Origin of the sequence: Methylobacterium adhaesivum (assembly GCF_022179065.1) — a bacterium.
Taxonomy (GTDB): domain Bacteria; phylum Pseudomonadota; class Alphaproteobacteria; order Rhizobiales; family Beijerinckiaceae; genus Methylobacterium; species Methylobacterium adhaesivum.
In genome coordinates, this window is the sequence record NZ_BPQD01000047.1 from 1 (window position 1) to 11,378 (window position 11,378).

Annotated in this window: 10 protein-coding genes; 3 read left to right on the top strand and 7 right to left on the bottom strand. The window is 69.9% G+C overall.

Annotated features, from left to right (window positions below; genetic code table 11):
• The 3 genes from MFF01_RS21350 to MFF01_RS21360 all read right to left on the bottom strand — a co-directional run.
• Window positions 1-561: polysaccharide biosynthesis/export family protein (locus MFF01_RS21350; protein WP_238228417.1), on the bottom strand; the 561-nt coding region annotated here is incomplete at its 3' end.
• 331 nt (window positions 562-892) lie between these two features.
• Window positions 893-2,344 (bottom strand): LTA synthase family protein, encoded by a 1,452-nt coding sequence (locus MFF01_RS21355; protein WP_373319834.1) that lies wholly within the window; start codon window positions 2,342-2,344, stop codon window positions 893-895.
• 13 nt (window positions 2,345-2,357) lie between these two features.
• Complete coding sequence (locus MFF01_RS21360; RefSeq protein WP_444543510.1) at window positions 2,358-4,265, bottom strand: capsular polysaccharide export protein, LipB/KpsS family; 1,908 nt, start codon at window positions 4,263-4,265, stop codon at window positions 2,358-2,360.
• 275 nt (window positions 4,266-4,540) lie between these two features.
• Here MFF01_RS21360 and MFF01_RS21365 point away from each other — a divergent pair, with 275 nt between their 5' ends.
• The 3 genes from MFF01_RS21365 to MFF01_RS21375 are packed head-to-tail and all read left to right on the top strand — an operon-like array spanning window position 4,541 to window position 7,502.
• Window positions 4,541-5,848: a capsule polysaccharide biogenesis protein gene (locus tag MFF01_RS21365; protein ID WP_238228418.1), complete on the top strand. Its 1,308-nt coding sequence runs from the start codon at window positions 4,541-4,543 to the stop codon at window positions 5,846-5,848.
• A 35-nt stretch (window positions 5,849-5,883) separates the two neighbouring features.
• Window positions 5,884-6,651, top strand: a complete 768-nt coding sequence (locus MFF01_RS21370; protein ID WP_238228419.1) for an SDR family NAD(P)-dependent oxidoreductase — start codon at window positions 5,884-5,886, stop codon at window positions 6,649-6,651.
• Window positions 6,648-7,502 carry a formyltransferase family protein gene (locus tag MFF01_RS21375; protein WP_238228420.1) on the top strand — a complete coding sequence of 285 codons (855 nt, stop codon included), beginning with the start codon at window positions 6,648-6,650 and terminating at the stop codon, window positions 7,500-7,502. Before MFF01_RS21370 ends, MFF01_RS21375 begins: the two co-directional genes overlap by 4 nt.
• A 155-nt stretch (window positions 7,503-7,657) precedes the next feature.
• Here the strand turns inward: MFF01_RS21375 and ettA are convergent, their stop codons facing one another.
• The 4 genes from ettA to MFF01_RS21395 all read right to left on the bottom strand — a co-directional run bounded on the left by ettA (window position 7,658) and on the right by MFF01_RS21395 (window position 11,029).
• On the bottom strand, window positions 7,658-9,310 hold the full coding sequence (gene ettA, locus MFF01_RS21380; protein ID WP_238228421.1) for an energy-dependent translational throttle protein EttA: 1,653 nt from the start codon (window positions 9,308-9,310) through the stop codon (window positions 7,658-7,660).
• A gap of 248 nt (window positions 9,311-9,558) precedes the next feature.
• On the bottom strand, window positions 9,559-9,840 hold the full coding sequence (locus MFF01_RS21385) for a hypothetical protein (protein WP_238228422.1): 282 nt from the start codon (window positions 9,838-9,840) through the stop codon (window positions 9,559-9,561).
• Between the two features lie 11 nt (window positions 9,841-9,851).
• Window positions 9,852-10,739 carry a DNA/RNA non-specific endonuclease gene (locus MFF01_RS21390; RefSeq protein ID WP_373319835.1) on the bottom strand — a complete coding sequence of 296 codons (888 nt, stop codon included), beginning with the start codon at window positions 10,737-10,739 and terminating at the stop codon, window positions 9,852-9,854.
• Window positions 10,730-11,029, bottom strand: coding sequence for a hypothetical protein (locus MFF01_RS21395; RefSeq protein ID WP_238228423.1), 300 nt, complete (start codon window positions 11,027-11,029; stop codon window positions 10,730-10,732). The genes MFF01_RS21390 and MFF01_RS21395 overlap by 10 nt, the downstream gene beginning before the upstream one ends.
• Between the last annotated feature and the right edge of the window lie 349 nt (window positions 11,030-11,378).

The following is an 11,378-nucleotide window of genomic DNA, read 5'->3' on the forward strand; positions in this document are numbered from 1 at the left end:
GGTGACGGCCTCGCCCGAGACGGTGACGCTCTGCGAAATCGGCTTCGTCACGGAGACGAGGACCTGGGGCTGGATCGCCTTGCCGGCGAGCTCGGTCTCGATGAGGGCCTGCACGTCCTGGGGCCGGCGGCCGGCGACCTGGATGCGCCCGGCATACGGCACCGAGATGGCGCCGTCGCGCGCGACGACCTGCTCGGGGATGGTGGCGGACTTGGAGCCGGCGGAGAAGCGGTCGGCGGAGAGCGGCCCGGAGAACAGGCCGCCCGAGCCCGCCTCCCACACGGAGACGGCGACGTAGTCGCCGACCCCGATGACGGGCTCCACGGAGGGGCGGTGATCGCCGAAGGAGGCCAGCAGGCTGTCGAGCGCCCGTCCGCGCAGAGCCTCGACGGTGGCCGCGCTCAGGTCGACGATCTCGTAGCGCGCGAAGGTGCCCTCGCTCGTCGACACGTCAGCCCCATCGACGATGGCACCGGTCGTCGGACCCGAACCCGGAAGGATCGAGGTGCAGCCCGACACGAGGCATGCCGTCAGGGCTGCGAGAGCCACCGTGCGAACCATTCTGTTCTCCTGGCCGGTTCCGCGCGGAGCGTGGTCCGGCGGTGCCGTCCGTCTCGCGACGCCGGTGGGGCGGCGCTCATGTATGATGTTGGATCCGATGGCCTGCCCAGACCGATCCGTCAGCCCCGGCGAACCCCGGGAGAGCAGGCCCCCGCCGAAGTCCGATGCCGGAGCGGGATCAGGGGATCTGCGCCGATCGGGTCTCCGGAGCGAAGCTGTAGGCGCCAAACGCTGCCATGACCTTAATCGATCGTTGCCGCGAGCGTCTGCAACCGTCCATTTCCCCAAACCCCTCGGCCAACAATGCGTCACGAGGGTGGCACGGTCACGCTTAGGCTGGGGAGAGTTCCGCGCGTAGCTTCCGCCCGAGGGCGTCCGCCGTGAGGTCGCGCCGCAGGGGCGCTACTGCCGCGTCCCCGAAATGCAGCAGCGCGTAGTCCGTCGCCGTGCCGCCGAAGCCCGGCCGGCAGGAGGCCAGGGATGGCGCGTGATCGCCGAACACGCAGAGGGTCGCGGGCAGGCCCTCGAGCCCCGCGATGAGCGCCGCCACGGCATCCCCCGTATGGGCGACGTGGTGGAGGTATTGCGCGTGCGGATCGTCGAGGCCGGGCAGGCGTCCGGGCTTCCACGGCCCGTGATTTTCCATGGTGACGCAGAACACGAACAGGGGAGCGGTGCGGGCCCGAACCTCGGCGAGGACCCGCTCGGCCAGGGCCACGTCGCCGACATAGGGGCCGATGCGGGGCGCACCAGTGAACGCCTCCTCCATGATGAGGTGATCGAAGCCGAGGCGCGTCATCACCGAGGCGCGGCCGAAGAAGTCGCGGTGGAAGGGATGGATGAACACCGTCTCGAAGCCGACGCGCCGCGCCAGCCGGGCGAGGCTCGTCGGCTCCGCGCCCCCTTGCGCGAGGTAGGGGTCGAACACCCCGAAGCCGAGGCTCTCGGGCGTGCGCCCCGTCAGCACCGCGTGTTCCGTCCGCATGGTGTAGGCGCCGTGGGCCGGCACCCGCAGGCGGCCGTACTGGGTGGCGCGCGCCCGCAGGGTGTCCATGAGGGGCAGGGCCGGTCCGCCGAGGCGCACGGGATCGACGAAGGATTCGAGCTGGACCACGACCACGACGCGGTCCCGTGCCTCCGTCGATCCGAGTGGATCGGCGGGCCCGGACTCCTCGTCCGGCCGCGTGCTCCGCCAGCGCGCCGCATAAGCCAGGATCGTCGCCGGCAGGCCGGAGCGGGCGACGTCCCGCTCCAGGTCCGGCGCTGGGAAGCGGGTGGCGAGCCGGCGGCCGAGGGCGCCGTATCCGGAAAGCTGCACGAGGGTCCACAGGGCGAGCGGCAGGGCGATTACCGCCAGCACCGCGACGCTGGGCTCGTGCGGCAGGGCGGCCGGCTCAATCCCGTACCACAGGGCGACGGCGAGGAGGCTGGCGAGAAGTAGGCCGGCCATCCGCGGGTCGGTGAGCGGCCGCGTGTAATAGAGCTCCGGGTGGCGTGGCACCTGACGCAGGAGGGCGAAATCGCTGAACACCAGGGGTTCGCCGATGACGCCGCGCTTGAGCCGGCTCACCACCGCGAGGATCGCCACGGTGAGCACGCACGAGAACGCCGCGAGCCAGGGCCGCCAGGAGAACGCGAACCAGAACGCGAAGAGAAGCGCGTAGGCCGCGAGCCGCAGGGCGAGGTCGCCCGGATTTCGGCTGATGGGGCGCACCCCGCGCCCGTCGAACGCCTCGATGGCGAGGCTGGCGGCGAGGGTGAAGCTGAGGGCGATGAGGATCACGCGGGATCGGCCTTCATTCCGGAGCGTCGCCTTTCGGCGGACGCGCGATCCCGCGCCGGGCGCGCAGGGCCCGGACGATGGGGTTGAGGACGACGTAGCGCGCCCGCATGGTCAGGAGGGTGCGCTGGCTGAGCGCCAGGGCCGAGGGGGCGGCCGCGTCGCGTTCCTGCGCGAGACGGTCGAGGAGCTGCTCGGCCGAGCACGGCTTCATGGCCACGGGATCGAGGTAGAGCGGATAGAGCAACAAGGTTCCGGCGACGAGTTCGTCGAGGGCGAGGCGGCGTCCGCGATCGGCATTGGGGGCCAGATCCTCCGTGAGGCCCCAGCCGGAATAGAACGGGCGGCCGTGGACCGCCACGGTGAGACCCCGGATCAGGGCCTCGAAGCCGGCGAGCGACGTCATGGTCTCGACGTGGTGCGCCCGGTCGAGGAGATCGACGATGGAGAGGCCGCCGACGATGCGGTCAGCCAACGTCAGGGCCTCGGCTTCCGGAATCTTGCCTGGCCGGAAGCCGGCCTCCACGTCGGGATGCGGCTTGTAGAGGAGGAACGCATCGGGGTTGCGGGCGCGGGCCGCCGCCAGGAGGGCGCGGTTCGAGCGCACCACGGGCGAGCCGTGCCGCACGGAGGCGTCGTCCTCGACCTGCCCCGGTACGAGGACGATGCGCCGGTCCGTCGGCCAGCTGTTGGAATCGTCCGACAGGCCGACATTGTATTTCGTCAGGCGCCGCGCGATCACGAGGCGCCGCAGGGCCTCGGCCCGGGCCACGAGGTCGGGCGGGAAGCTGGCACCCTTGAGGATGAGGGCGAGGCGGCTGTCCCGGCGCGGATCGTAATAGATGCCGGCATCGTCCACGACGATGGAGGCGCCCGGCTGGAGGCTGGCGCCGAGGCCGACGGAACGCAGGAACCCGTCCTCGACCCGCGATAGCGGAAGCCCGGCCTTGGCGCACAGGTCTTCAAGGTGATCGGGCATCCGCGTCGCCCAGGCCAGGACCCGGGCGCCGGGTGGAGCCAGGCGGATCGCCTCTTCGGCGCCCATGGCGTGAACCGGTGGCCCGAACGGACCGGTGGTGAAGGCATCGAGGCCGGGCCGCTTCCAGCGCGAGATCCCGACGAGCACCGTCGGCCGGTCGTTGTCGCGAAACCGCGCCCGCAGCCATGCGATCCTGTCGAGGCAGTCCTCCCGGGCGATGGGGGTCCGGGTCCATGGGTCGAACCAGTGGACGCCGACACCGAAGGCGTCCTCGATCCCCGTCGTCGGGCCGTCCTCGAAGACGTCGGCACCGGACAGGCGCGCCGTACAGGCACTCACGGCGTCGGCCACGAAGACCCGCGCCGCCGATGCGCAGGCGGCCCAGGGGTCAATGGGATCGTGCAGCACCCGCAGGCGCGGCGTTGAGCGGACGCCCCCGCCGCCCTCGGGGCCGGCTACTACGAACGCCGTTCCGGGATGGCGCGCGAGCACCCTCGCGACGAAGTCCCGGTTTCGGGCCGGCGTCGCGTTCCCGTCGAGGAGGATCAGGGCTGTGCCCTCGGGTACGGCATCGCCGCCGCCGGGGAAGCGGTTCCGCCCGTGCAGGCGCAGGGCGCTCAGCCGGTCCGCTAGGGCCCCTCCGGCGGGCACGCCGCCGAACGGCATTCCGTCGAGGGTGAGGCGCAGGCTCGCGAGCCCGGTCGCGGGCGTATCGTAGGGGCTCAAGGCTGGGCCCGGCGCCACACGTAGCACCGGCCGCCCGAGGCGGCTCAGGGCTTCCGCCGCGCTGCGTCTGCCCCAGACGACCGCGACGGCGCCGGGCCGGAACGGCTGCGCGAACCGGCCCTGCGTCGCCGCTTCGATCTGCGCCCGCAGCGACCGGATGGTTCGGCCTGTGGAAAACAGGGAGGGCGGCGGGCTCGGGCGCATGAACGCTTCGCTCAAGATAAAACGGTCCGACCGGCACGGGAGGGCCGCATCCGGCCCGATGGTGCAGGCTCTAAAGCATTGATTTGCGAAGGGGCACCCGCTTCCTTGGAAAAGCCCGCGCGATCCGTTCGCCGGGCATCCACCGATCCGGCGTGGCGCGCGGGGCACAGGGATTAAAAATCGTCTCACCTCATCGTGCCTTAAGATTGCTGCCTTTGGACGGCTATGCGACGTCTTCGCTCGTGACATTCGCCCGGTTCTTCCCGGGCTTCAGGACCCTGCGCCTCCGAATGCTCCAACCCCGCGCCCCCGCGCATCGCGACGGACCCGCCACGTTCCTGTTCCTGCAGGGCGTCGCCTCCCCGTTCTTTTCCGACCTCGGGCGTGCCCTCGAGGAGCGCGGCCACCGGGTCCGGCGGATCAATTTCTCTTCCGGCGATTGGCTGTTCTGGCGCCTGCCCGCCGACAATTATCGCGGGTCGTTCGAGAATTGGGGCGGCTACGTCGCCGACTACATCGCCCGGCACGGGGTCACAGACATCATCCTGTTCGGCGATTGCCGGCCCTATCACGTCGCCGCCCGCGCGGCGGCCGAACCGGCGGGCGTGCGCCTGCACGTGTTCGAGGAGGGGTATCTTCGGCCGAACTGGATCACCTGTGAACTCGGCGGTGTGAACGGGCACTCGTCCCTGCCCAAGACCGCCATGGAGATCCGTGCCATGGCGCGGCGTCTGCCGCAGCCGGGTCGCGCGATGCCGTCGAGCGGCGACATGGCGCGCCGCAGTCTCTGGGACGTGGCCTACAACATCGCCAATTTCGGGTTCCCGTACTTCTTCCCGCATTTCCGCAGCCATCGGCCGAACCACATCGCGGTGGAATATGCCGGCTGGATCAAGAAGTTCGCCCGGCGCGCCCATACGCGGCGCGAGGCGGCTCGCCTCAACGAGGCCTACACGGCGGTCGGCGTCGACTACTTCCTCCTGCCGCTCCAGCTCGACAGCGACTATCAGATCCGCGTCCACTCCCCGTTCCTCGGGGTTGAGGCGTTCATGGACCGGGTGATCGCCTCATTCGCCGCCGATTCGGAGGGCGCGACGCGGCTCCTGATCAAGCTCCATCCCCTCGACAGCGGCCTCATCAACTGGCGTAAGTACGCCCGGCATTCGGCCAAGCGCCACGGGGTCAACGACCGCCTCGACATCATCGACGGCGGCGACCTGCCGAGCCTCATCGCCGGCAGCCGCGGCGTCGTGCTCGTCAACAGCACCGTCGGCATGTTGTCCCTCGAACTCGGCCGCCCGACCCTCGCCACCGGCGAGGCGATCTACAACCTCCCCGGCCTCACCCATCCGGGCGGCCTCGGAACGTTCTGGACGGCGCCGGTGGCGCCGGACGCGGACCTGATGCGGGATTTCCGCCGCGTCGTTCTCCACCGCACTCAAGTCAACGGCGGCTTCTTCTCGCGGGAGGCCATCGCACGGGCCGTCGCCGGCACGGTGCCCCGTCTGGAAGCCACCCTCCCCGCTGCGGCGCTGGCCGCCGCCCAGGCGGGTCGCGCCGAGGCCGGCGACACGCAGGACTTCGCGCCGGTCTACTGACCGACCAGCTCCTTTCCGAGAACCCGTTAGAACCGATGCCCGTCATCCTGATCACCGGTGCGTCGAGCGGCATCGGCGCGGCCCTCGCCCGTCATTACGCGGCGCCCGGCACCACCCTCATTCTGCACGGTCGCGACGGCGCGCGCCTCGATGCCGTCGCGGCCTCCTGTCGTGCCTTGGGCGCGGGCGTCGAGACCGAACGCCTCGACGTGCGCGATCGGGCCGGAATCGCCGCCTGGCTCCGGGCGGCGCATACGGCTCATCCCCTCGACCTCGTCATCGTCAATGCGGCCATCAACGGCGGCGATCCGGGGGGGGATGTCGAGACCGCCGCCATGGCGTTCGAGACCGTTTCGGTCAATCTCGACGGCGCCCTCAACGTCGCGCTCCCGTGCGTCGATCTCATGCGTGCGCGGGGCGCCGGGCAGATCGCCCTGGTCTCGTCGCTCGCCGCCTTCGCGCCGCTCCCCGATGCGCCGGCCTATAGCGGCACCAAGGCCGCCCTCCTCGCCCATGGTCTCGCCTTGCGCGAGAAGCTGAAACCCCACGGGGTCAAGATCAACGTCGTGACGCCGGGCTACGTCCGGACCGCCATGGGTGGCGAATATCAGGGCTGGCGCCCCATGGAGATCGAAGCGGCGGACGCCGCCGCCCGCATCGCCAGGGGGTTGGCGCGGGACCGGGACATTGTCGCCTTCCCGTGGCTCATTGCGGCGCTCGCCCGGGGCTCCGCCCTCTTGCCCGAGTCCCTGCGGCGCCTCGGCATGAGCGGGTTCAAATTCAAGATCCGGACGGGCCGGTGACCCGCCCCCGCCTCGCCCTGTTCGTCCTCGAGGCCCTGCCGAATGCACGGGCCGTGCGCCGCTTCGTCACCGACCACGCCGCCGACATCGCCTTCGTCGGCCTGTCGAATGCCGAGCGCCCGAGTTCGGGCGGCCTCGTTGGACAGGTGCGCCGGCACCTCGCCCGCTCCGGACCGGCGATCCTGCCCTATCTCGGCGTGAATTTCGGGGTGCCGGACCTGCTCTCGCCTTTGTCCGGGCTGACGCGCCGCCTCGCGGGGGCGAAAAACGCTGCGTCCGCGACACCCCTGCGATCACTGTGCCGCAGTCTCGGCGTTCCGACGCTCACGGTGGACGACGTCAACGGGGAGGAGGTCGCGGCCTTCTTCGCGCGGCACACCCCCGATGCGATCGTCACCTTCCACTTCGACCAGATCCTGTCGGGAGCCACCCTGGCGCTGGCGCCGCTCGGCGGCGTCAACGTCCATCCGGGCCTACTGCCGCGCCACCGTGGACCGGTGCCGACGATCCATGCCCTGGCGGAGCCGGACCTGGCCTTCGGCGTCACCGTGCATCGCCTCGCGGTCACCATCGATGCTGGAGCGATCCTGGCCCAGGAAGCCGTGACGTTGCCCGCCGACACCACGGCGACGCGGGCCTCGGTGATCCTGCACGAGCACGGGCGGATGCTCCTCGACGGCGTGCTGGCGCAACTCGCGGCCGGGACCCTGCCGCCCGGCGAGACGGTGCCCACCCTGCCCTATTGTCCGTTCCCCGACCGGACGCTGCTGGCGGATCTCAGGCGGCGCGGGCGCAAGCTCACGGATGTGCGGGATCTCGGCGAGGCGCTGGCCCTCAGCGCGCGGGCCTGAGACCGTAAGCGCTCCCTTCGGGGCAACCGGGCTCCGCGTGGGCTCACTTTCCTCCCTGCGGGAAAAGTCGCCTTTCCTGCGGAACTTCGTCTCGGCTTACCTCGGCGGTCGGCACCCTCCCCCGTGACCGGGGAAGGGTGGTTCGAGATGTCCGCTTATCGCGAAAACTTCTTGTACTTGATCTTCTTCGGCATCAGCGAATCGGCGCCGAGACGACGCTTCTTGTCTTCCTCGTAATCCGAGAAATTGCCCTCGAACCACTCGACGTGGCTGTCGCCCTCGAAGGCGAGGATGTGGGTGGCGATGCGGTTGAGGAACCAGCGATCGTGGCTGATGATCACCGCGCAGCCCGCGTAATCCTCCAGGGCCTCTTCGAGGGCCCGCAGGGTCTCCATGTCGAGGTCGTTGGTGGGCTCGTCGAGGAGCAGCACGTTGGCGCCGCCCTTGAGGGTCCGGGCGAGGTGCACACGGTTGCGCTCACCGCCCGAGAGAGTGCCGACCTTCTTCTGCTGGTCGGAGCCCTTGAAGGCGAAGGCGGCGCAGTAGGCGCGGGAATTGATCTCGCGCTTGTTGAAATAGATGATGTCGTTGCCCCCCGACACTTCCTGCCAGACCGTGGCGCCCGGATCGAGGGCGTCGCGCGACTGGTCGACGTAGCCGAGACGCACGGTCTCGCCGACGGAGATCGTGCCGCCGTCCGGCTTTTCCCCGCCGGTGATCATCTTAAACAGGGTCGTCTTGCCGGCACCGTTCGGGCCGATGACGCCGACGATGCCGCCCGGCGGCAGCTTGAACGACAGATCCTCGATGAGCAGGCGGTCCCCGAACGCCTTGTTGAGGTTCTGGAACTCGATGACGTTGTTGCCGAGTCGCTCGTCGATGGGGATGACGATCTGCGCCGACGCGTCAATTTTGTCGTTCTGCTTGGCCACGAGTTCGTCGTAGCGGGTGATGCGGGCCTTGGACTTCGACTGCCGGGCCTTGGGCGAGGCGGCGATCCACTCCTGCTCGCGATTGATCGCGCGCTGGCGGGCCATGTCCTCGCGACCTTCCTGGGCGAGGCGCTTCTGCTTCTGGATGAGCCAGGCCGAGTAGTTGCCCTCGTAGGGGTAGCCGCGCGTCCGGTCGAGTTCGAGGATCCAGCTCGTGACGTTGTCGAGGAAGTAGCGATCGTGGGTCACGATCAGGATCGCGCCGGGATACTGCTTGAGGTGGCCCTCCAACCAGTTCACCGTCTCGGCGTCGAGGTGGTTGGTGGGCTCGTCGAGGAGCAGCAACTCGGGCTCCCACAGGAGGAGCTTGCACAGGGCGACGCGGCGGCGCTCACCACCCGACAGGGTGGCCACGGGCTGCTCGTCGCTCGGGCAGCCGAGCGCCAGCATGGCCTGATCGATCTTCGAATCGAGCTCCCAGAGGTTGGCCGCCTCGATCTGGTCCTGGAGGGCGGTCATCTCGTCCGCCGTCTCCTCGGAATAGTTCATGGCGAGTTCGTTGTAGCGGTCGAGGAGGGCCTGCTTCTCGGCGACGCCCTCCATGACGTTCTCGCGGACCGACTTGTTGGGGTCGAGCTGAGGCTCCTGGGGCAGGTAACCGACGCGCGCGCCCTGGGCGACGAAGCCCTCGCCCGTCCACTCCGTGTCGATGCCGGCCATGATCTTGAGCAGGGTGGACTTGCCCGATCCGTTGATGCCCAGAACGCCGATCTTGGCGTCCGGGTAGAACGACAGGTTGATGTTGTCCAAGACCTTCTTGCCACCGGTATAGGTCTTGGTCAGACCTTTCATGTGGTAGATGAATTCGCGCGCCATGCCGGTATCCTCGAAACTGCGGGATCGGTTCCCTCGCGGGTCTGGCCGATGCCGAATGATGGGGTGCGCGGCCCCGCGGCGACCCCTGGTGGAGCCGGCCGGGCCTCGCGCGGTCGCGACCGGATGATCCGGTGCTCGCTGTTGGCGCGCCGCTCCCGGTCCATGGTCCGGAGTGGTGCGCTTCGCGGATGAGTGTTGCGCCGGAGTATCAGGGCGGCGCCGGACCGGCAAGAAGATCGGGCGTGCCGTCAGGCGAACGGGTTGCGCACCGTACCGGGCTTTTCGACCGGCGCCGCCGCCTCGTCGGGCAGGTCCGAACCCGAGAGCGCCTCGACGATGGCGGTGATCGCCGCCTGGAGGGCACGGGCTCGGTCGAGGCCGACCCGATCCCGCGTCAGATCGAGGGAGCCGTGCACCGCGATGACGTCGGGGCCGTTCTCGAGGGACAGGCCGCCGATGGTCTGCACGGCGGCGGCATCGGCATAGGGTCGGAACATGGGGGTCGGAGCGGGGGGAGGTTTCGGCGTCATCCGGACTGTCCTCAGAAGATCGCCCGCATGAGGTCGCGCCAGAGGCGCCGGGCGAGGCGGTGCAGTTGGTCCCGGGCCCAGGCCTCGAACGAGTCGCCGTCGCGATGGCGTCCGCACGGCGCTGCGCCGGCCTCGTCGCCCCGCGAGAAGGTGCGCGGTTCGGGCAGGGTCATAGCCCGGCCCTTGACCGCGTCGGGGAGCCCCGGGAACACGTCGATCCCGGCGAGGCCGCGCAACTCGGTGAGGGATACGCTGCGCCAATCGGTGTCGTCGCGGTTGGGCACGAGGTAGGCCCCCGCCTCCCCCCGGGCCGGGTCGTAGACGGCCTTGAACAGCTGTGTCGGCACCAGCACCCGGCCGTTGATCGCCTGCACGCTGTCACCGCCAAAGATCGGGCCGGTAACGACGAAGAGCGCGCGGCGCTCGGTCGCGAGGCGGCGTACGCTCTCCTCGATGGCTGCCCAGAGGCCGCGATTCATCGCGCGATCCTGGGGCACGATGTTGGCGAGGGTGAAGGATTGCGCCTGGGCGACGCCCGTCGGCATGTCGCCGGCCGGCGCCATGTGGCCCCGGTCGAAGCCGCTATGGACGTAATCGTCGAGGCGCGAACGATCGGCCTCGGGCAGGGCGTCCTCGTCGTGAAAGGCGTCGACGCGGTCGACGGTGCGGGCCGCCGCGACGCTCGCCCGGGTGAGGTGTTCGGCGGCATAGACCGGCGTGCGCGACAGGCCGGAATACAGCACCGCGAAGGCATCGTAGCAGAGCGGCGTCGTCGCCCGTGCGAGCTTCGGATTGACGAGGTCGGGCCGGCGCCCGTCCGCGAAGTGATCGCCGCATGGGAACGCCGCAGCCGGCCCGGCCAGCAGAACGAGGAGCGCGAGGGCGCGAATCAGAAGCACACCCGGACCTTGCGCGGGCCCGACGGCGTCTCGCGCCGACGATAGGCACAGGGACGCCCGAGGGAGCCTTCGAAGGGATCGACCTGCCGGTCGGCAGGACCCGGACCGGCCTGGGGACGACACGGTTGCGGCCCCGGACACGCGAACGTGAAGTCTGCCGCCTCGGTCCCGCGGGTGTGCCGGGCCTCCACGGCGACGGCGGTGCCCGTCGCCGGGACACCCGCGAAGGCGAGGCCGAGGAGAGCGGCCGTCACGGGGCGCGGACGGCCGAAGGCGGAGAGAAAACGCATGGTCTGTCTTCCACACCGCTCCGGGATCGAACGATTCGGCATGAGGTCCCTCGTCGAGCGGGGTGGATGCCGCTGCCCTTACGCCGGGGCATGGCTCCTGTCATGTGGGCGGCGACCGGCCGGCTTTGACCCCATGCGTGGCAAAATCGGGTAAGGACGTTATAAGTGCGGATTCAAGGGTCCCGGTTCGGTCCAGGGATCCAGAGCCGTTGTGAGGGGGTTCCGGCGCCGTGTGTGGCGACGGGTCGGCCCGTTCTGGCGGCATCAGGCGAACAACGGGTCAATGCCAGTGTCCTCAAGCAATTCCTCGATTCTGGACGGTCTTTCGGAGACGTCCGCCCTTCGGGCC

Excerpts from the sequence above, each read along its gene's own strand:
- ettA (WP_238228421.1), bottom strand. The coding sequence starts at position 9,310 with ATGGCGCGCGAATTCATCTACCACATGAAAGGTCTGACCAAGACCTAT.
- MFF01_RS21385 (WP_238228422.1), bottom strand. The coding sequence starts at position 9,840 with ATGACGCCGAAACCTCCCCCCGCTCCGACCCCCATGTTCCGACCCTAT.
- MFF01_RS21365 (WP_238228418.1), top strand. The coding sequence starts at position 4,541 with ATGCTCCAACCCCGCGCCCCCGCGCATCGCGACGGACCCGCCACGTTC.
- MFF01_RS21395 (WP_238228423.1), bottom strand. The coding sequence starts at position 11,029 with ATGCGTTTTCTCTCCGCCTTCGGCCGTCCGCGCCCCGTGACGGCCGCT.
- MFF01_RS21370 (WP_238228419.1), top strand. The coding sequence starts at position 5,884 with ATGCCCGTCATCCTGATCACCGGTGCGTCGAGCGGCATCGGCGCGGCC.